Genomic DNA, 19,756 nt, shown 5'->3' on the forward strand with positions numbered 1-19,756 from the left:
CGACGGGTCGCTTGCCGCGTCATTGTCGCGCACAACTCAGGCAAAGCGGGCGAGACGGTCGATAAGGAGGCGATTGAACCGGATCAGGCGGGCGTAATCGACGCGCGAGATGCGTTCGTCGGTGCCGTGGAAACGTTCCAGATCGGCGGCGTTCAACACGATCGGGGCGAAATTGCAGCGGGTGGCGGCCAGATCGTCGTAGTAGCGGGAGTCCGTCGCGCCCGGCACCACCCCGACCGTGACCGCGCAGCCCGGCACGACCTCGCGCGCCAGCTCGGCGATCAGCTCGAAATCCGGTCCCGCCGCCGGACTGGGGGAGGGCTCCGACGCGGTCCCGTCCAGCTCGATGCCGATGCTCTTGTCCCGCACCACCTTCCGGCAATGCGCGAGCACATCCGCCACCGAATCGCCGGACAGGATACGGAAATTCACGAACGCCTCGGCCCGCTGCGGCAGCACGTTCGGCTTCACCCCGCCGCGAATCACGGTCGGCGCGGTCGTGGTGCGCACCAGCGCCTCGGTCTGCGGGCGCGCCGCCAGCACCCGCGCCACCAGCGGACCCGCCGTGGTCACCAGCCCGAGCAGCGTGCGCCGCGGCTCGGACACGGCATGCCGCACCCGCCGCAGCATGTCGACCGCCACCGGGGTCAGCCGCACCGGGAACGGGTGATCCTGAATGCGCGCCACCGCCCGCGCCAGCCGCCCCACCGCCGTCTCCCGCCCCGGCATGGACGAATGCCCGCCCACATCCGACACCGACAGCCGCACGGTCGCGAAACCCTTCTCGCCCACCATGATCGTGGCCACCGGCGCGTCGATGCCGTCGGCCACACCGGTGGTGACGACGCCGCCCTCGTCCAGCAGCAGCCGCGCCCGCACCCCGGATTCCCGCAGCCGCCGCGCCATGCGCCCCGCACCGTCGGCGCCGAAGATCTCCTCGTCGTGCCCGAACGCCAGATACACCGTCCGGCTCAGGCGCACACCCTCGCCCAGCGCCTGCTCGACCGCCTCGAGAATGGCCAGCATCCGGCTCTTGTCGTCGATCGCCCCACGGCCCCAGATGAATTCGCCGTCGACCACCCCGTCGAACGGCGGATGCGACCAGCCGTCGACATCGTCCACCGGCACCACGTCCTGATGCGCCAGCAGGATCGCTGCGACCGGCTCGTCGTCGGCCGGATCGGCGGTGCCCGCCCAGCGGTACAACCGGCTGTGCCCGAACGTCTCCCACGTCAGATGGGCGTGGACCAGCGGGAACGATTTCTCGAGATGCGCTGCGAGCGACTCGAATTCGGCGGCGTCGATGCGTTCGCGTTCCTCGTAGGAGACCGTCCGGCAGCGCAGCGCCGCCGCGAGACGTTCGGCGGTGAGTTCGTCGACGGCCGGGCCATCGGCCGGCGTGGTGCGGGTCATGGAGCTAACCACCCGACCTGGGAGGGAAGTTCATGGTCACAGTGGCATTGTTCACCAGATCGGCGGCCAGCGAGACCGTCTTCTCGTTTCGCCACTTGGGAATCGAGTCGGCCAGGCCACCCGCGAGGTCGGGCGTGCGGACGGTGGCCAGCAGCGGCAGATGAATCCGGGCGGCGGTCACGGTGACCGGCGCGAAGGCCGGCGGATGCGCCCAGACGTCGTCGACCACGTCGGTGACGCGGATGCCGAGGCGATGTCCCGCCGGAATCGGCCAATCCTGGCCCAGCATTCGCACCTGCGCGGTCGGGGTGACCGGCGCGATGCCGCGGGTGATGACGGTGGCGTGGTCGTCGGGGTCGATGTCGTAGACCTCGACGGTGACCGCGGCCGTCGCCGGGCCGTCCAGGGTGAGCGTGGCGGTCGGCGTCCCGGCCAGATGCTGTTCCTGCTCGAGCGGTTGCGAGACGGTCCAGATCTCACGATCCGCGCCCGGGAGAATCCCGCGATCGTTGTAGCGGCCCGGACGCAGATCGACGTCCACGGCGTGGCTGTCGGCGGGCGGCCACGCGGTCTCCGAACGCCAGCGGCCGTCGAACTGGCCCACCGTGATCCGCGGCCCCGGCACGGTGATGTCCTTGCCCGCGACATGCTTGTCGAAGAACGCCAGCAGTTCCGAGGCGAACTGCGGCGCCCCGCAAGCCTTGGTGCAGTCCCGATGCCCCCACTGCCCGAACCACGCCTTGTGCTCGCCCGGTCCGAGGGCGTTCCACAGCTCGTAGGAGCGGTAGGCGCGGGTGTTGTAGTCGACGAAACCCTGACCCAGGAACAGCGGAGTGGTGTCGCCGCGCAGCTTCTCCACCAGATCGCGGTCGCGCCACCACGCGGAATTCGCGTCGTGGTCGGTGGTTTCGGCGATGTAGTGCGAATAGCAGGCCGGATCGACGCTCGAGGCGTTCGCCTTGTACTCGGCCGAATCGGTCGGATACGGCGGCGTGGACGCGATCAGCAGATGCTCGAATCCCGCGAAATCGCCGGGCCGGATGCCGGTTTCGCTGATCGGCTTGAGCGAGAACTTCCAGGCGATGCCCTGCATGTAGAGGTAGGCGTACGGGTCGATCACCGGCTCGAAGGAGGCCACCGCCGCCAGCCCCGCCGGATGCTCGGCCAGCCCCATGAGACCCGTCCACGCCTCGTAGGAGACGCCGTTCAAGCCGACCTTGCCGGTCGACCAGGGCTGTGCCGCAGCCCATTCCACCGCCGTCTTCACATCCGAGCGCTCACCCGGCCCGCCGAAGTCCGGGCAGCCGTTGGAGCCGCCGAAACCGCGCAGATCCACGATCACGTAGGTGTAGCCGGCATCCAGGAACAGCGAGACCGGCAGATCCTCGGTGGACGGCCCACCCTGCGGGCGCGGCTCGCTCAAATGCATGAGATGCGCCCGATACGGGCTGACGGTCATGATCACCGGGGTGCGCACGTCGTCGGCGAGCCCGAGCGGGCGCAGCACGTCGGCGTGCAGGCGCGTCCCGTCGGGCGCGGTGAGGAATTCCTCGTGCCACTGCCACCGCGGCGCATCCGCCCCGGCCTGACCGGGCGCCGCCACCACCCCCACCACCATCGACAGCACGCCGATCAGCGCGCGCCACATCACCGTCCTCATGATCACCATTCGACCTTGGTGGTTCGAGCCGCCGCGAACCAGCCCCAGGAACCGGGGTGACGCTCCGTCGGCACGCACCTCGCCGCCGGCGGCGAACGGGTGGTTACGATCGGGGTGTCGGGGCCCAACTCGTCGAGCAAATGAGCGGGTCATGGTCGAACGAGACGAAGACGGTACGCAGCCTGACCTGCGCATAGGGCTCGCCGCGGAGCTGGCCGCGGCGGGATTCGACGATGCCCGCGAGATCGGCCGCGGCGGGTTCGGCGTCGTGTACCGCTGCGTCGAGCAATCACTGGACCGGCTGGTCGCGGTCAAGGTGCTCGACATGCGCTCCACCGACGAGGAACGAGCGCGGTTCCTGCGCGAGCAACGCGCGCTGGGCCGGTTCGGCGGGCATCCGCACATCGTGCAGGTGCTGTCGGCCGATGTGACCGTCACCGGACGGCCGTACCTGGTGATGCCGTTCTACCCGCTCGGCTCGCTGCGGGAACGGCTGCGGCAGCAGGGGCCGCTGCCCTGGCCGGAGGCGCTGTCGATCGGGGTGAAGATCGCCGGTGCGCTGGCCGCCGCCCACACCCTCGGCATCGTGCACCGGGACGTGAACCCGGCCAATATCCTGCTGTCGGACTACGGCGAGCCGCTGCTGAGCGATTTCGGAATCGCCAGTGTCGGCGGGGTTTTCGAGAATCCGTCCGGGCTCATCGCCGGGACGCCCGCCTTCACCGCGCCCGAAGTGCTGCGCGGCGCCGAACCCGCGCAGGCGGCCGACATCTACGGGCTGGGCGCGACACTGTTCTGTCTGCTCACCGGGCATGCCGCCTTCGAACGCCGGCCCGGCGAGTCCATGGTCGCGCAGTTCGTGCGCATCACCTCCGAGCCGATACCGGACCTGCGAGAGGCCGGGGTGCCGGCGCTGCTGAGCGCGGCGCTGGAATCGGCCATGGCGCACGACCCCTCGGATCGCCCGGGCACGGCCCGCGAATTCGGTGACCGGCTGCGCAATATCCAGTTCGCCACCGGGCTCGCGGTCGACTCCATGGCCCTGCCCGCCGAGGGGCCGGTCGCGGCGGCGGCGCCGGTGCTGTCCGTCCCGGAGCCGCGTTCCGCACGGACCGGAGGCTCGGCGCTGTCCACCCGGTACCGGCCGCCGAGCGCGCCGCGGCAGCCGGTCGTGCGCGCCCGGCTGCTCGACCGGCTGCGGTCGGGGCCGCCGCGGCGACTGGTGTTGATCCACGGACCCGCCGGCTTCGGCAAGAGCACGCTGGCCGCCGAGTACGTGAAAACGCTTGCCGCCGAAGGGGTGCGCGTCGCCTGGCTGACCATGGACGACGATGACGACAATGTCGTCTGGTTCCTGTCGCACGTGGTGGCGGCCATCCGCTCCGCGCATCCGGCGGTGTCCGCGGATCTGGAGCGGCTGCTCGAGGAGCAGGCCAGCGATGCCGCGCGCCGGGTCATGAGGACCCTCATCGACGAGATCCACCACAGCGGCGAGACCGTGGCGCTGGTGCTCGACGACTGGCATCGGGTCACCGGTGCGGCGACCATCGCGGCCATGGAGTATCTGCTCGACCACGGCTGCCACCATCTGCGAGTGATCGTGACCAGCCGACATCGCACCGGGCTTCCGCTGGGGCGCATGCGGGTTCGCGACGAGCTCGACGAGATCGACGAGACCGCACTGCGTTTCGACGACGCGGAGACCGCCGCCTTTCTCGCCGACAGCGGCGGGCTGCGGCTCGACGACGCGGAGGTCGAACGGCTGCGGGAATCCACCGAAGGCTGGGCCGCGGCACTGCAATTGGCGTCCATGTCGCTGCGCGGCCGCGACGATCCCGGCGCCTACATCGACCAGATCTCCGGGCGGCACTACGCCATCGGCGAATACCTGATGGAGAACGTCGTCGACACCCTCGAACCCGAGCTGCTCGAATTCGTCATGCGCACCTCCGTCGCCGAACGCGTCAACGGCTCGCTCGCCGAGGCGCTGACCGGCGTGAGCAACGGCCAGGGCATGCTCGAACAGGTGCGGCAGCGAGATCTGTTCCTGCGCAGCATCGATGACGACCTGCGCTGGTTCCGCTACCACGTGCTGTTCGCGGAATTCCTGCGCGACCGCCTGATCCGGCTGCATCCCGGCCTGCTCGAGGAACTGCACGTGACCGCCGCGCGCTGGTTCGCCGACCATGACATGCTCAGCGAGGCGGTCGATCACCTGCTCGCCGCGGGCGAACCCCGGCGGGCGTGCGAACTGGTGGTCGCGCACGGCGAACGGCTCATGGAGCAGTCGCGCATGGCGACCCTGCTGGGACTGGCCGCCAAACTGCCCGGCTCGCTGACCGCCGCGGATCCGCGTCTGCAACTGCAGATCGCCTGGGCCAATGTCGCCGTGCAGCGGCCAGCCGCCGCCGAGACCGCGTTGCTGCGGGCCGAGTCCGCGCTCGCCGCGCGCGGGCCGGACGACGCCGAACAGGCCACGGCCGCACTGGAACTCGAGACGACACTGGTGCACACCGTGCTCGGGTTCGCCACCGATCGCACCATGGTGCTGGCCCCGGAACTGGTGCGGGCCCGGGATTCGGTGCGGCCGTTCATGGCGCACGGGCTCGCGGTCGGCGCGATGATCTCGGCGCTGTACCGCTTCGATTTCGCCGGGGTGCACCGCTGGCACCGGTGGATCGAACCGTTCCGCAACCGGGTGCGCGGGCCCTTCGGCGCGATCTACTGCGACTGCGTCGACGGCAGCGCCGCCTACGAACAGCTCGACATCGGCCTGGCCGAATCCCGGTTCCGCACCGCGCTCGGCGGCGCGCTGCCGACCGGCCGGCAGTCGCAGGCCACCCGGCTGGCCAGCGCCCTGCTCGGCGAATTGCTCTACGAGAAGGGGCAATTCATCGAGGCCGAGGAACTGCTGGCGAGCGGGATCGGGCTCGAGGGCGGCGCGGTCGAATTCCTCATGGCCGGCTACGGCATCGGCGCGCGGCTGGCCGCGGTGCGCGGGGACCTCGACACCGTGAACGCGCGGCTCGACGCGGGCGCCAAGCTCGCCACGAACGCGGACCTGCCGCGGCTGGCGGCCCGAATCCGCAACGAGCGCATCCGATTGGGGCTGCCGATCACCGACGCCGACCGGCACGAACTCGCGCAGCTCGCCCCGTATTCGGCCCACCCCGACGCGCCGTCGGCCGTCATGGCCGAGCTGGCATGGGATTCCGCGATCCGGTTGCTGCTCGCGGACCGGACCGCGGACTCGGCCGAGCGCGCCTGCGCGCACGCGCGCCGGCTCGTACAGGTGATCGCCACGCAGCCGCGACCGCGCGCCCGGGTGAACGCCGAACTGCTGTACGGCTGTTGCCTGTCGGCGGCCGGCCGCATCGCGGACGCCGCCGAACTGCTGGAACCGGCGCTGCTGCGCTGCGCCGGGCAGGGACTGGTCCGGCTGGTCGCCGATTCCGGGCGGCAACTGCTCCCGGTGATCGAAACACTGTACGGCGCAACGGCATCCGACCAGCATCAGCTGCGGGTGTTCCTGCGGCAGGTGCTCACCGAGTTCGAAGGCGCGCTGCCCGCTACATCGGGCGGAGATTGATCATCGTGCGCAGCCGGGCGCGATCGCGTTCCAGGCGGCGCGCCTCGTAGGCGATGGGGAAGTAGCGCACGCGCTCGGGCAACCGCGGCACCGCGCGCCCGATCGCCCAGCCCAGCACCCGCAGGGCGCGTTCGTCCTTGGCGGTCCATTCCAGTCCGAGCTTGTCGCGCACCACCTCCGGCGTGGTGCCGACGGTGAAGAAGTACTGCAGCCGGCCGACGGGCTTGGTCACCGCCCGCCACGCCGGGTGCAGGGGGCGAGGAATCTGCTTGGGCGGGGCGATGTTCCGGATCACCTTCAAGTAGTCGTAGGCGACACCGGTGGCCTGCAGATGATTGTGGACCTGATCCCAGAACCACGGCTCCCACTCGGCATAGCTGGCCGGAATCTCCTTGGGCGCCACCGAGAAATTGCGCATCAACTGCACCGTCTCCTGGTAGTACGCTTCCTTGTCGGCATCGGTGAGCTTGTCCCGCGAGAAGTACCGGTTGCCTTCCGTGAAGGCGAAAACGCCGGTGTGCAACACCCACGCCCAGGGCGCGGACGCCAGCGCGCGATGTTTGACGCCCGCCGCGTCGGTGGTGTTCAACGTGGCGTGCATCTTCCGCAGCCGGTCCGCCTCGGCGAGCGCCTCGTCCCCGCCGTACACCCACATCATCACCGAGGCGATACTGCGCATGGCCCGCCCCATCGGATCGGTCCGAAACGTCGAATGCTCGTCCACCACGGCCGCGATCGTCGGCTCCATCGTCTGCAACAGGAACGCCGATCCCGCCGTGAGCGAGAAGGTCAGCAATCCCACGTCCTCCCACATCCGGCTGCCGGGTTCGAAGGGGCGGCGGTCCGGGCGCACGGCCCCGGACTCACGATCGGATGCGACAGCGGCGGTCATGGCAGATCTCCTTTGATCGACCGTTCCTGCCGGCTGCGTCCCGCCGACAAGATGAGAGAGTTGCTACCGAATCTTCTCATCATGTCGGCGCTGTGGCAACCATCACGGCCGGTCGGACCCCGGAAACGCGAAAGCCGGATGGGGTGGACCGGCCGGGTAACCCGGTCCACGCCATCCGGCGTTCTGGCCCGCCGCCGGGTGAGTTCGGCTTCCGGCGCCGCGACGTGGCATGGGTTGCCGCGCCGCCGGGTGGCGGGATGCGTCGTCCGGTCTGGATCAAGAACCGAACGGCGTTCATGGGGTCGTGACCGGGTCACGACTGCACGGTGACTAGGTCACGATGCGCAGCGGATGCTCGATGAGCTCCTTCAACTGCTGCAGGAAACGGGCCGCGACGGCGCCATCGATGGAGCGATGGTCGGCCGACAGGGTGACGCGAAGGATCTTGCGCGACACCACCTTCTCGCCGCCCAGCTTCAGCTCGTCCTGCGCCGCGCCGACCGCGAGGATGGCGGACTCCGGCGGATTGATGACGGCGGTGAACTGCTCGATGCCGAACATGCCCAGGTTCGAGATGGTGAAGGTGCCGCCGGACATGTCCTCGCCCTTGAGCTTTCGGTCGCGGGCGCGACCGGCCTTCTCCTTGCCCTCGGCCGCGATCGCGGACACGCTCTTGCGGTCGGCGTCGTGGATGACGGGGACGAACAGGCCCGCGTCGGTGGCCACAGCGATGCCGATATTGATCGCCTTGTGCCGCAACAACTTGTCGCCCGCGAAGGAGACGTTCACCGCCGGATCCAGGCGCAGCGTGGTGGCGACCGCCTTGACCAGCAGGTCGTTCACGCTGACCTTGCCGGAACCGGTCTCCTCCAGGGTCTTGTTGATCTGCGCGCGGAAGGCCAGCAACTCGGTGACATCGATCGCACTGGTGAGATAGATGTGCGGGGCCTGCTGCTTGGACTCGGTGAGGCGCTGGGCGGAGACGCGCTGAATGGTGGTCAGCGGGATCTCTTCGTAGTCGCCGGTCGCGGGGGCGACGGCGGCCGGGGCCTGGGCCTGGGCGGCGGGAGCGGAAGCGGCCGGAGCAGCTGTGCTGCGGGCGTTTTCGACATCCTGCTTGGTGACGCGGCCGTTGGGGCCGGTGCCGGTGACGGCGTTGATGTCGACGCCGAGTTCCTTGGCGACCTTGCGGGCCAGGGGAGAAGTGCGCTTGCGCTCGCCGTCGGCGGAAACCGCCGGGGCACCGGCACTTTCGGCGGCCGGAGCGGAAGGAGCCGGGGCAGCGGTCGGCGCCGGAGCAGCCGCGGGCGCGGTATCGGCGGGGGCTTTCTCGGCAGCTGGGGCAGGGGCGTTTCCGGCGGCCGGGGCGGCGGACGCGCCGCTCCCGTCACCGAGCAGCGCGATCGGCTCGCCGATGGCGACGGTGGTGCCGGCCTCGGCGATGATCCGCTCGAGGATGCCGTCCTCGTACGCCTCGAGCTCCATGAGCGCCTTGTCGGTCTCGATCTCGGCGAGGATCTCGCCGGCCTTGACCTGGTCGCCGACCTGCTTGAGCCAGGCCGAGACGACGCCCTCCTCCATGGTGTCGGAGAGCCGGGGCATGGTTACTTCGGACATGGTTCCTTCCGGGTCAGCGGCGCTTGCCGACGGCGGCAAGGGTTTCGAGGGCGGCCTTGTACAGCGAATCCGGCGACGGCAGCGCCAGCTTCTCCAGGGGCTTGGCGTAGGGCAGCGGCACCTCGGCCATCGCCACGCGGCGCACGGGGGCGTCGAGGTAGTCGAACGCGCCGTCGGAGATCGACGCCGCCACCTCCGCGCCGATGCCGTAGGTCAGCCAGTCGTCCTCGCCGATCACCACGGCGCCGGTCTTCTTGGCCGAGGCGACAATGGTCTCGCGGTCCAGCGGACGCAGGCTGCGCAGGTCCACCACCTCGGCCGAGATGCCCTCGGCGGCAAGCTTTTCCGCGACCTGGGTGCACACGGTGGCCATGCGCGAGTAGCCGATCAGCGTGATGTCGGTGCCCTCGCGGGTGACCGCGGCCTTGCCGATCTCGGCGGCCGGAAGATCCTCCGGCACTTCGCCCTTGGTGTTGTAGAGCGAGAGGTTCTCGAGGAACAGCACCGGGTCGTCGTCCTCGATGGCGGCCTTGAGCAGCGCCCGCGCATCGGCGGGCGTGCTGGGCGAGACGACCTTGAGGCCGGGCACGAACGCGTAGTACAGCTCGATGTTCTGCGAGTGCGTCGCACCGAGCTGCTGGCCGCCGCCGCCGGGGGTGCGGATGACCATCGGCACCGACGTCTGACCGCCGAACATGCCGTAGATCTTGGCCGCGTGGTTGACGATCTGATCCAGCGCCAGCAGCGAGAAGTTGATCGTCATGATCTCGACGACCGGGCGCAGGCCCAGCATGGCGGCGCCGATGGCCGCGCCCACGAAACCCTCTTCGGCGATCGGGGTGTCGCGCACCCGCTTCTCGCCGAACTCCTCGAGCAGGCCGGCGGTGATCTTGTACGAGCCTTCGAAAACGCCGATCTCCTCTCCGATGAGGAAGACATCGTCGTCGCGCTGCATCTCCTCGCGGAGGGTCTCGCGCAGCGCTTCACGGTAGGTCATGACTGCCACGGTGACTCCTAGGCGGTGAAGAGCGGATCACCGGGCAGGCGACGGGAATCGCCCGCGACCGGGGTCGCGTAGTTGTAATCGAACAGGGTGGCCGGGTCCGGGTGCGGGGACGAGTCGGCGAACTCGACGGCCTCCAGGACGCGGGCCTTCACGTCGGCCTCGAGGGCGGCGGCGGTCTCCTCGCTCAGCACGCCCGCCTCGACAAGACGGTTGTGCCACAGCACGATCGGGTCGTGCGCGACGGCGGCGGAGACGGCGTCCTCGGCGCGGTACTTGGCCGGGTCGACGACCGAGTGGCCCTTGAGCCGGTAGGAGACGGCCTCGAGCAGGGCGGGCTTGCCCTCGCGGCGGGCGGTCTCGATCAGGTCGGAGGCGACCTCGCGCACCGCCAGCACGTCGGTGCCGTCCACGCGCTCACCGCGCATGCGGTAGGAGGCGGCGCGCTTCCACAGATCCGGTTCGGCCGAGGACTTCTCGACGGTGGTGCCCATGCCGGTCTGATTGTTGATCACCAGGAACACGACGGGCAGATGCCACAGCGCCGCGATATTGAGCGACTCGTGGAACGCGCCGATATTGGTGGTGCCCTCGCCCATCTGGCACACCACGACGTCGCCGCCGCCGCGGTAGTCGATGGCCAGCGCCGCGCCGATGGCGAGCGGAACCTGGCCGCCGACAATGGCGTAACCGCCGAGCAGGCGGGTCGCGGTGTCGTACATGTGCATCGAACCGCCCCAGCCCTTGGAGGTGCCGGTGGAGCGGCCGTACAGCTCGGCCATGACGCGGCCGGGCTCGATGCCCTTGGCCAGCGCGTACCCGTGCTCGCGGTAGTTGGTGAACAGGTAGTCGGTGGGGCGCATGGCCTTTCCGACGCCGACGACGGTGGCCTCCTCACCCAGATTCAGGTGGCAGTAGCCGCCGATCTTGGCCTGCTGGTAGCCCTGGGCCGTGCGCTCCTCGAAGCGACGGATGAAGAGCATGTCGGTGTACAGCTCGATCAGGTCGTTGGCGTCCGCGCCGCCGAAATCCGCTCCACCGAGCAGGTTTTCGGCGGCGCCTTTCTCGAGGTTGGCTACGTCTTCGGCCTTGGCGGCCTTGCGCGCCGACTTGCGCGGCGCGGCGGCGGTGGTGGTGGTCACGATGGAACTCCTCAACGCTTCCGGGGCGGCGCGACGTGAACGGGCAGGCCCAGCCCGACCAGGGCGGCCTCCATCCCGATCTCGCCGAGGGTGGGGTGGGCGTGAATGGTCTCGGCCAGCTCGTCGAGGGTCGCCTCCAGCGAGATCGCCAGGGCCCCTTCGGTAATGAGATCGCTGGCCGACGGGCCGATGATATGCACGCCGAGCACCTCGCCGTGCTGCTTGCCGGCGACGATCTTGAGGAAGCCCTCCTGATCGCCGAAGGACTTGGCCCGGCCCAGCGCCGCGAACGGGAACTTGGCGGCGACGATGTCGTGGCCGGCGGCCTTGGCGGCATCCTCGGTCAGGCCGACGGAGGCGATCTCCGGGTGGGTGAAGGTCGCGGCCGGGATGACGTTGTAGTCGATGTGGGCGGCATGGCCGGCGATGGTGTCGGCGGCGACCAGACCCTGATGCGAGGCGACGTGCGCGAGCAGCGCCTTGCCGGTGACGTCGCCGATGGCGTAGACGTGCTCGACGCCGGTGCGCAGGTGCTCGTCGACCGGGATGAAACCGCGTGCGTCGGTGTCGATTCCGGCGACGTCCAGGCCGAGCTCGGCGGTGTTGGGGCGGCGGCCGACGCCGACCAGCACCACATCGGCGGGCAGCTCCTGCGGCTTCGCGCCACCCACGGTGACGGTCAGGCCGTTGCCGGCCTCCGCGATCGCGGTGACGGTCGCACCGGTCAGCACGGCGATGCCGCGCTTGGTGAACGAGCGCACCAGGGCGGTGCCGATCTCCTTGTCCTCCAAGGGAACCAGGCGATCCTGCATCTCCACCACGGTGACATCCGCGCCGAACTCGTGGAACAGGTTGGCCCACTCCGCGCCCACCGCGCTGCCGCCGATGACGACCAGTCGCTTGGGCACCTCGGTCAGGCCGAACGCGCCGTCGGAGGTGATCACGCCGGGCAGGTCCGCGCCCGGGATCGGGAGGACGGCCGGGACCGAACCGGTCGCGACGATGACGTCCTTGGCGCTGACCGTGCGGACCGCGGTGGCGGTCGGGGCGGCGGCGTAGCGCGGGCCGCCCTCGAAGATCGGCGACGGACCGGCCTCGACGACCTCCACCGTCGTGGCGCTCGTAAACCGCGCGTGGCCCTCGATGATCGTGACGCCATTGGCCTTCAGCAGGCCCGCGACACCATCGGTCAGCTCCTTGACGATGCCGTCCTTGCGCTGCCGCACCGCGGCGTAGTCGAAGCGCAGGTTGTCGGCGTAGATGCCGAAGTCGGCGGCATGCGCGACGGTGTGGAAGACCTCGGCCGAACGCAGCATCGCCTTGGTCGGGATGCAGCCCCAGTTCAGGCAGACCCCGCCCGGGCGTTCCTTCTCCACCAGGCCAACGTTCAGGCCCCGCTGAGCGGCGCGGATGGCGGCCACATATCCGCCCGGGCCGCCGCCGATCACCAGAAGATCGAATTCCGGCACTCGTGGTGCTCCTCATCTCGATGTACTCACAGACCCGGTATCGGTTGTGATGCGGGTCATTCCGATCGAGTCTGTCGGTCACCAATTGCACAATCAATGCACTGGAAGCCCATATATGACATATTTCGGCTGGGCGCTGAGCACAATTCGTACCCGTCGGTAGTGGGCTTTCGAAGGCTTGTCGGCGGGCAGTGAAAAGCTCAATCCCGCGCTGCGCCGGGCAGTTCCAGCGCGGCCAGCGCGAGGGAAAGTTCCACATAGGACCGCTGGCCTTCGAGCGGCCGGCCCAGCAGCAGGGTGATGCGCTGCAAGCGGTTGATGACCGTGTTGCGATGGCAGTGCAGCTTGGGTGCGGCATTGGCCGCCGAGCAGTTCTCGGCCAGCCAGACGGCCAGCGTCCGCAACAGGATGTCGCGTTCCTTGACCGGCAATTCCAGCACCGGGCCCAGGGTCCGGGTCACCAGCAGATCGGTGAGATCGGGGGAGCGCAGCAGCAGCGCCTCCGGGTAGCGCTCGTCCAGCGAGATGAGCAGGCCCGGCGCGTCGCCGGCGACCGTCTCCAGCGCGAGGACCGCCAGCCCGTGCCCGGTGTCGACGCCGGCCAGCCCGGGCACCGTGGGGGAGACCCCGGCGCGGCCCCGGATCAACGGCCGAATCTGTTGCAGCACAGCGGAACTCTCGCGGTGCTCCAGTGACACAAGCCCGACCGTGGAGTCGACCCGGTCGTGCCACACCGACCGGATGCCCGACACGCCCAGCGCGGTCTCGGCTCCCATGTGCAGCGGCGGCCCGTTCTCGCCGCGCGCGACCACCACCAGATACGCGCCGTTCGGCGGCAGGTTCAATTCCCGCCCGGCGCGCGCCGCGAAGGTCGCGTCGTGGGCGCGGCCCGCCAGCAGATCCTCCATGAGCGAATGCCGGCGGCGCTCGTCGCTGCGCACCCGCTCGAGCTCGGTGGTGCGGTAGGAGGTGACCAGCGCCGAGGACAGGCCGTCGACCACCGCCCACATCACCGAACCCACCTGCCGGACCTCGCTCGGGCCGATGTCATCGGCCTTGTCCAGCAGCGCTTCCCACACGATCTGCCCGCCCAGCCGGAAGGTGCGCAGCATGGCTTCCAGCGGCACGCCCTGCTCGGCGCGGCGCCGGCCGATGGCCGCGGCAACATCGTCGCCGTCCGGGCCCGGGGCCAGGCCGCCCAGCAGATCCAGAATCCGCGTCAGATAGCGGCGGCACCCGTCGCGCAGATCCGCGCGCGGGACGGCGGTGTAGTCGGTCCACTCCGGATTGTCGGTGGCGATGGCCGCCATCAGCCGCTTGGTCAGCTCCGGCACCTCGGCCTGGCAGGCGGCGGCCAGACGCTGCGTGCCGAGCGTCGGTGCCGGATGCCTGGGAGCCGCCATGATCTTCAACTTACGCCCGCCGGGGTCGGCTTCGTTGCCGGGTGGCGGGCGGGCGCGCCGCCAAGGATTCGTAAATCCGGTGCGGCGAATCTTGTGCGGGGATTCGCCATGCGGTGTGCTGAATCGGGCGTTCGGTTGCTCACCGACTGCTCGGTCTGTGACGGTGCGCCGGTATTCACGAGAGATTAACGGCCGCAATGCCGCTCGCTTGGCAGAATGGATTGCCCAGACGCAATCGACTTCGAGGGGAGTGTAATGAACGCAATCGCGGCCCCGGCCACGACCGTGCCGAATCCGGTACTCGGCCGGATTTCGCGGCGGGTGCGGGAATTCGTTGCCCGCCAGCTACTCACGCCCGCTTCGGTGCATTCGGACTGTCTCGAATGCGATCGGCGAATGCTGGCGCGCACGCCCCTCGCGGTCCTCGGCCCGACCCGCTGACGACGTGACATCCGGAAACCGCGACGGCCGGCGCCGTCGCGGTTTCCGCTGATCGGGCTGGGCGACAGGATATTTCACGCCGGTATGCGGTTGACGGCGTATGATCGGCCACGATGGGCACCAGGGTCAGAGCGAGCGCGTAGTGACGAGCGACTGGGACGCGTTCGTTTCCGCACTGGCCGGATGCCTTGCGAAACTGCCCTCCCGCGCGACACTCATCCTCGCCGCCACCGGAAATCGCTACGTCCAGATCCAGCAGTTCGACATCAAACTCTCCGTCGAACTCACCGGCAATCACTATCTCGCCGAACCCATTTCGGCCGCCGCCGCCAAACGATTACAAGATATCGGCTGGACCTCCCCGGACCCGAACCACGATATCGAGAACTGGCGGCGCTTCCTACTCTGGCCGATCGCCCGCGGCGGACTGGAAGAACTGGCCCGCGCGGTGGCGATCGGCTTACACGAAGTCCTCGGCGTCCCCACCCCCGACGACCTCCGCGCCACCGGCTGGTCGGACCCCTCCCACGATCTCGACCTCTCCGCGCTCGGCCTGCGCGCCCGCCGCCCCACCGCCTGATCAGGCCAGCAACAGCACCATCAGCAGTGCGCAGCAACCCATCTCGATGATCCCCACCTTGGCGGGCCGCAACGCTCGGCCCGGCAGCAGCACCGCCCGCGCCAGATACACCGCGAACGCCACCGCCAGCAGCGGCCGCAACCACACCGCGACGGCCAGCGCCACCACGTGATAACCGATCGAGATCCGATAGAAGTCCCGATTGCCGCGCTCCCGGATCATCGTTTTCACATAGAACACGGTGCCCGCGAAATAGAGCAGACAGGCCACGGCGGGCCGCCAGCCGGCCGCCAGATCGCCGCCGCCCAAATGCAGTGACACCACCAGCATTCCGCAGGCCGGGAACACCGCGACCAGGCCATTGACCAGAGCACGCTCGTCATTGCGCCAGGCGTACCAGAGGTTCACGGCGAAAAACGGGGCCATCGCCGCGGCGGCGAGCAACAGCCACGGATGCGCGACCGCCAGCGCCGCCCCGATCACGATCAATATCGCGCCGAAGGTCACCAGCGGCCGCACATGCCGTCGCGGCGCCTTCGGATTGCGGGCGATATGACGCAGCCGCACATACTGCTCCAGATGAAAGGCCGTCATATAGCCCAGCAGCCAAGCGATCCCCAACGGCACATGCCACCACGACGCCCGCCCCAACCCCATCCCCACCAGGAACGGCGCCGACAGCATCGCCCACGCCCCATGCTGATTCGGCAGCCACAAACGCAATTGTTTGCGCACGGCCTTCGACCGGTCGGGTGCGGCGGATGGAACGGACACCCTTCGAATGGTAGGACGATCCGCGGCCATCACGCCTGTGCATTCAATCCCAGCGGACGCCAACGTATTACGCCTCACGCGCGAACCACCCCGCAACGGCCGAAGCCCCGGCCGCGCGAGGCGACCGGGGCTTCGTGAGATCCGTTGCGGAGCTTCGGCTTACACGTCGAAGTACAGCTCGAACTCGTAGGGGTGCGGGCGCAGGTTGACCGGGGCGATCTCCTGGGTGCGCTTGATGTCGATCCAGGTCTCGATCAGGTCCTCGGTGAACACGCCGCCCTCGGTGAGGTAGTCGTGGTCTTCCTCGAGCTTGTCGATGACCGACGCCAGCGAGGTGGGGGCCTGCGGGATGTTCTTGGCCTCCTCGGGCGGCAGCTCGTAGAGGTCCTTGTCGACCGGAGCCAGCGGCTCGATCTTGCGCTTGATGCCGTCGATGCCGGCCATCAGCATGGCGGCGAACGCCAGGTACGGGTTGCCCGAGGAGTCCGGCGCGCGGAACTCGATGCGCTTGGCCTTCGGGTTGGAACCGGTCACCGGGATACGCACGGCCGCGGAGCGGTTGCGCTGCGAGTACACCAGGTTGATGGGGGCCTCGTAGCCCGGCACCAGACGGTGGTAGGAGTTCACGGTCGGGTTGGTGAACGCCAGCAGCGACGGGGCGTGGTGCAGGATGCCGCCGATGTAGTGGCGCGCCAGATCCGACAGGCCCGCGTAGCCGGCCTCGTCGTGGAACAGCGGCTTGCCGTCCTTCCACAGCGACTGGTGGGCGTGCATACCCGAGCCGTTGTCGCCGAACAGCGGCTTCGGCATGAAGGTGACGGTCTTGCCCTCGGCCCAGGCGGTGTTCTTGACGATGTACTTGAACAGCTGCAGGTCGTCAGCGGCGCCCAGCAGGGTGTTGAAGCGGTAGTTGATCTCGGCCTGACCGGCGGTGCCGACCTCGTGGTGGCCGCGCTCCAGCTCGAAGCCCGCGTTCTGCAGGTTGGTGGAGATCTTGTCGCGCAGGTCGACGTAGTGGTCGTACGGCGCGACCGGGAAGTAGCCACCCTTGTTGCGCACCTTGTAGCCACGGTTCGGGGTGCCGTCGGCGTTGAAGGGCTTGCCGGTGTTCCAGGAACCGGAGATCGAATCGATCTCGTAGAACGCGCCGTTCATGCCCGACTCGTAGGAGATCGAGTCGAAGATGTAGAACTCGGCCTCGGCACCGAAGTAGGCGGTGTCGGCGATGCCGGTCGAACGCAGGTACTCCTCCGCCTTGCGCGCGATGTTGCGCGGGTCGCGGGAGTAGGCCTCGCGGGTGAACGGGTCGTGCACGAAGAAGTTCAGGTTCAGCGTCTTCGCGGCACGGAAGGGATCGATCCGAGCGGTGCTGAAATCGGGCAGCAGCAGCATGTCCGACTCGTCGATGGACTGGAAGCCGCGAACGGACGAGCCGTCGAACGCCAGACCCTCTTCGGCGAGATCAGCGGTGAACGCCTTCGCCGGGATCGAGAAGTGCTGCTGCACACCGGGGAGGTCGGTGAAGCGAACATCGACGTATTCGACCTCCTCCTCCTTGATGTACTTGATGACCTCGTCGGCCGTGCTGAACGCCACTTAGTACTCCTTACGGATCGGTTCCCAGCCAGTGGTGACTGCATGGGTTCGTCGCGACCACACGGTATGGACGCGGTGTTTCCCTGCAATCAAGGCTGTGTTTCGCCAGTGTTACACGCACTGCTGGCCGGGGGTTCGGCGGTGCCCCCGGGTTCGCGAAGACGCCGCAGCGGTCGCCGAGCAATGCTCGACCAGCAGGGACATCCTGCCACCGACCTGCTCGAACCGGCTGTTAAGACTTGGAAAAGTTAGGGGGCTTGGCGGCCGTCACCGGGCGATCGTGACAATCCTCACCGCACCGCATCCACCTGGCAAATCATGATGCCGGGTGGTTGCGGACGGGTGCGCGCGCACGCCGATCGCGGGGCCGTCCCCATATATGAAGTCGTTCGCGCCCCTCGACCGGCAGGGCTGCGAAACCGGCCGGTGGGCGGCGCATAAGCTGAGCCCATGGCACGTATCACCGGCTCATGGCTGTCCGGACCGAACGCCGAACCCGGAGACAACCCGCCCGGTGAGTACCAGGGAAAGGAACTCGGGCTGCCGCAATCCGGTCCGGGCGCGCTGGCGCCGTTCACCCGGCGCGTGATCGCCGTGCTGGTCGACTGGTTCATCTCCATGGGCCTGGCCGCGATCATCGTGCGGCCCAATCCCGAGCACATCATCTCCAAGATGACGATCCCCAAAGGCCAGCAGCCACCCTCGCATTTCGAGGTGATCACCCAGGCGCTCTCGACGCCGACGCTGCTGGTCTGGTTCGTGCTCGGGATCGCGGCGGTCACGCTGTTCGGGTTCACGCCCGGGCAGTATTTCCTCAAGATCCGCGTGAGCCGCGTCGACGCCGAGGCGCCGGTCGGATTCGTGCGGGCGCTGGTGCGGCAGCTCATCCTGCTGTTCGTCATCCCCGCGCTGTTCACCGACTCCGACGGCCGCGGCATGCACGACCGCGCCACCGGCACCGCACTGGTCTACAGCCGCTGATCCGGCGCGCTCGCGAAACGAAGCGGCGCGCTCTCACGAAATCCTCACGACAGCTGTTGTGGAATATCACGCGGGCCGATTCGAATCCCTGAGCTCACCCGGAGTTGGCCCGAATTCCCGCCGTTACCTGCGATGCTGTTGGTGAAGCGGGTGGCAAGACGTTGCCGAATGTTCACCCCAGTTTGCTTTCGATCGGTATGGTGTCGGCGATTTGCCGTGCACCACCCGACGGACCGGTGCGCGGCAGGTAGCTGTTGTTGTGCTGATGGAGGATCCATGGTCGAGGACTTACGGGCGACCGCGCGGAGATTCAGCCGGCGGTCCCTGTTCGCGACCACCGGACTGCTCGGACTCGCCGCCGCGGGCGCCGCGGTGAGCGCCGGCGTCAATGCGGCCGCGGACACCGATGCGGTGCAACGCACCCTGAACGCGCACGACGTGGGCCAGACCGTGGGCGGTGTCGCCCCGGTCATCAGCACCGAGCGCGTCTACTCGAAGTCGCGCGGCCGCGAGGTGGATCTGGTCACCATCCTGCCGCCGGGCGTGCCCGCCGAGAATCTGCCCGTCTCCCTGCTGCTGCACGGGCTGCACGGCACCGCCCGCACCGCCGCCGTCGGCAATATCGCGGGTTTGCTGGCCGCCGCGGTCACCACCCGGCTCTCGCCCGCCTTCGGTTTCGTGGCCCTCGATGGCGGCGACAACTACTGGCACGATCACGGCACCGGCGACGATCCAATGTCCATGCTGGTCAACGAGGTTCCGGGCTGGCTGGCCCAGCGTCGCCTGGGCGGCGCGGACGGGCTGCCGTTCGCCGTCACCGGCACATCGATGGGCGGCTTCGGCGCTTTCGTCTACTCGCGTCGCCGTTTCGAGCAGGGCCGCCCGCTCAGCGCGGTAGCCACCATGTCGCCGGGCCTGCTCACCTCGTGGACCGAAATGGCCAAGCGCAATGCCTTCATCAATGCCGACCAGTGGGCCGCCCTCGACCCGCTGCGCAATCTCGACAAGCTCGGCCCGGCCCCGATCGGCCTGTGGTGCGGGGACCGCGACCGGTTCATCGAGGGCTGCCGCCGCTTCATCGCCACCGCCCACCCCGAGGTCGGCCTGATCACGCCGGGCGCCCACACCGACGAGTACTGGAGCACCGTCACCCCCGACGTGCTGCGCTTTCTGTCCCGCCACGTCGGCTGAACCCC

15 protein-coding genes are annotated in these 19,756 nt (G+C 68.9%); 5 read left to right on the forward strand and 10 right to left on the reverse strand.

The annotated features are described in order from the left end of the window. Nucleotides 1–36: 36 nt before the first annotated feature. Together D7D52_RS32930 and D7D52_RS32935 are read right to left on the reverse strand one after the other, a co-directional pair. The gene (locus D7D52_RS32930) at nt 37–1,413 is read right to left on the reverse strand and encodes a M20/M25/M40 family metallo-hydrolase (RefSeq protein ID WP_120742675.1); all 1,377 of its coding nucleotides are present in this window, start codon (nt 1,411–1,413) and stop codon (nt 37–39) included. Nucleotides 1,414–1,417: 4 nt separating this feature from the next. Next, on the reverse strand, nt 1,418–3,073 hold the full coding sequence (locus tag D7D52_RS32935) for a CocE/NonD family hydrolase (RefSeq protein WP_246023476.1): 1,656 nt from the start codon (nt 3,071–3,073) through the stop codon (nt 1,418–1,420). 151 nt (nt 3,074–3,224) lie between these two features. Here D7D52_RS32935 and D7D52_RS32940 point away from each other — a divergent pair, with 151 nt between their 5' ends. Beyond that, nucleotides 3,225–6,662 carry a serine/threonine-protein kinase gene (locus tag D7D52_RS32940; protein WP_120742679.1) on the forward strand — a complete coding sequence of 1,146 codons (3,438 nt, stop codon included), beginning with the start codon at nt 3,225–3,227 and terminating at the stop codon, nt 6,660–6,662. Here D7D52_RS32940 and D7D52_RS32945 read toward each other — a convergent pair. The 6 genes from D7D52_RS32945 to D7D52_RS32970 form a co-directional block, all read right to left on the reverse strand. Continuing rightward, nucleotides 6,643–7,554, reverse strand: coding sequence for an oxygenase MpaB family protein (locus tag D7D52_RS32945; RefSeq protein WP_120742681.1), 912 nt, complete (start codon nt 7,552–7,554; stop codon nt 6,643–6,645). The genes D7D52_RS32940 and D7D52_RS32945 overlap by 20 nt on opposite strands. 330 nt (nt 7,555–7,884) lie before the next feature. Continuing rightward, nucleotides 7,885–9,171: a dihydrolipoamide acetyltransferase family protein gene (locus D7D52_RS32950; protein ID WP_187703068.1), complete on the reverse strand. Its 1,287-nt coding sequence runs from the start codon at nt 9,169–9,171 to the stop codon at nt 7,885–7,887. Nucleotides 9,172–9,184: 13 nt separating this feature from the next. Next, complete coding sequence (locus tag D7D52_RS32955) at nt 9,185–10,168, reverse strand: alpha-ketoacid dehydrogenase subunit beta (protein ID WP_222932718.1); 984 nt, start codon at nt 10,166–10,168, stop codon at nt 9,185–9,187. Nucleotides 10,169–10,185: 17 nt separating this feature from the next. After that, nucleotides 10,186–11,316, reverse strand: a complete 1,131-nt coding sequence (gene pdhA / locus D7D52_RS32960) for a pyruvate dehydrogenase (acetyl-transferring) E1 component subunit alpha (protein WP_120742687.1) — start codon at nt 11,314–11,316, stop codon at nt 10,186–10,188. A gap of 11 nt (nt 11,317–11,327) precedes the next feature. Next, nucleotides 11,328–12,785 carry a dihydrolipoyl dehydrogenase gene (gene lpdA, locus D7D52_RS32965; protein ID WP_120742689.1) on the reverse strand — a complete coding sequence of 486 codons (1,458 nt, stop codon included), beginning with the start codon at nt 12,783–12,785 and terminating at the stop codon, nt 11,328–11,330. 200 nt (nt 12,786–12,985) lie between these two features. Continuing rightward, nucleotides 12,986–14,188, reverse strand: a complete 1,203-nt coding sequence (locus D7D52_RS32970) for a PucR family transcriptional regulator (RefSeq protein ID WP_120744652.1) — start codon at nt 14,186–14,188, stop codon at nt 12,986–12,988. 255 nt (nt 14,189–14,443) lie between these two features. Here D7D52_RS32970 and D7D52_RS32975 point away from each other — a divergent pair, with 255 nt between their 5' ends. Both D7D52_RS32975 and D7D52_RS32980 read left to right on the forward strand, forming a co-directional pair. Beyond that, complete coding sequence (locus D7D52_RS32975; RefSeq protein WP_120742691.1) at nt 14,444–14,629, forward strand: hypothetical protein; 186 nt, start codon at nt 14,444–14,446, stop codon at nt 14,627–14,629. Nucleotides 14,630–14,771: 142 nt separating this feature from the next. Beyond that, nucleotides 14,772–15,209 carry a TY-Chap domain-containing protein gene (locus D7D52_RS32980; RefSeq protein WP_120742693.1) on the forward strand — a complete coding sequence of 146 codons (438 nt, stop codon included), beginning with the start codon at nt 14,772–14,774 and terminating at the stop codon, nt 15,207–15,209. On the opposite strand, the gene D7D52_RS32985 is transcribed toward D7D52_RS32980, so the two are convergent. Further along, a complete protein-coding gene (locus tag D7D52_RS32985) occupies nt 15,210–15,983 on the reverse strand; it encodes a YwiC-like family protein (protein WP_222932719.1) in 774 nt (257 codons plus the stop codon). Nucleotides 15,984–16,142: 159 nt separating this feature from the next. Next, the gene (gene glnA, locus D7D52_RS32990) at nt 16,143–17,579 is read right to left on the reverse strand and encodes a type I glutamate--ammonia ligase (protein ID WP_120742697.1); all 1,437 of its coding nucleotides are present in this window, start codon (nt 17,577–17,579) and stop codon (nt 16,143–16,145) included. A 450-nt stretch (nt 17,580–18,029) separates the two neighbouring features. On the opposite strand from glnA, the gene D7D52_RS32995 reads away from it, so the two are divergent. Together D7D52_RS32995 and D7D52_RS33000 are read left to right on the forward strand one after the other, a co-directional pair. Further along, nucleotides 18,030–18,560, forward strand: coding sequence for an RDD family protein (locus D7D52_RS32995; RefSeq protein ID WP_120742699.1), 531 nt, complete (start codon nt 18,030–18,032; stop codon nt 18,558–18,560). Between the two features lie 276 nt (nt 18,561–18,836). Next, nucleotides 18,837–19,751 carry an alpha/beta hydrolase gene (locus D7D52_RS33000; RefSeq protein ID WP_187703069.1) on the forward strand — a complete coding sequence of 305 codons (915 nt, stop codon included), beginning with the start codon at nt 18,837–18,839 and terminating at the stop codon, nt 19,749–19,751. The last annotated feature ends 5 nt before the right edge of the window (nt 19,752–19,756 follow it).

The sequence above is a fragment of the Nocardia yunnanensis genome, from assembly GCF_003626895.1.
In the GTDB taxonomy this organism is placed as follows: domain Bacteria; phylum Actinomycetota; class Actinomycetes; order Mycobacteriales; family Mycobacteriaceae; genus Nocardia; species Nocardia yunnanensis.

Coding starts and splice junctions, on each gene's coding strand:
- D7D52_RS32930 (WP_120742675.1), bottom strand. CDS start 1,413: ATGACCCGCACCACGCCGGCCGATGGCCCGGCCGTCGACGAACTCACC.
- D7D52_RS32935 (WP_246023476.1), bottom strand. CDS start 3,073: ATGAGGACGGTGATGTGGCGCGCGCTGATCGGCGTGCTGTCGATGGTG.
- D7D52_RS32940 (WP_120742679.1), top strand. CDS start 3,225: ATGGTCGAACGAGACGAAGACGGTACGCAGCCTGACCTGCGCATAGGG.
- D7D52_RS32945 (WP_120742681.1), bottom strand. CDS start 7,554: ATGACCGCCGCTGTCGCATCCGATCGTGAGTCCGGGGCCGTGCGCCCG.
- D7D52_RS32950 (WP_187703068.1), bottom strand. CDS start 9,171: ATGTCCGAAGTAACCATGCCCCGGCTCTCCGACACCATGGAGGAGGGC.
- D7D52_RS32955 (WP_222932718.1), bottom strand. CDS start 10,168: ATGACCTACCGTGAAGCGCTGCGCGAGACCCTCCGCGAGGAGATGCAG.
- D7D52_RS32970 (WP_120744652.1), bottom strand. CDS start 14,188: ATGGCGGCTCCCAGGCATCCGGCACCGACGCTCGGCACGCAGCGTCTG.
- D7D52_RS32975 (WP_120742691.1), top strand. CDS start 14,444: ATGAACGCAATCGCGGCCCCGGCCACGACCGTGCCGAATCCGGTACTC.
- D7D52_RS32995 (WP_120742699.1), top strand. CDS start 18,030: ATGGCACGTATCACCGGCTCATGGCTGTCCGGACCGAACGCCGAACCC.
- D7D52_RS33000 (WP_187703069.1), top strand. CDS start 18,837: ATGGTCGAGGACTTACGGGCGACCGCGCGGAGATTCAGCCGGCGGTCC.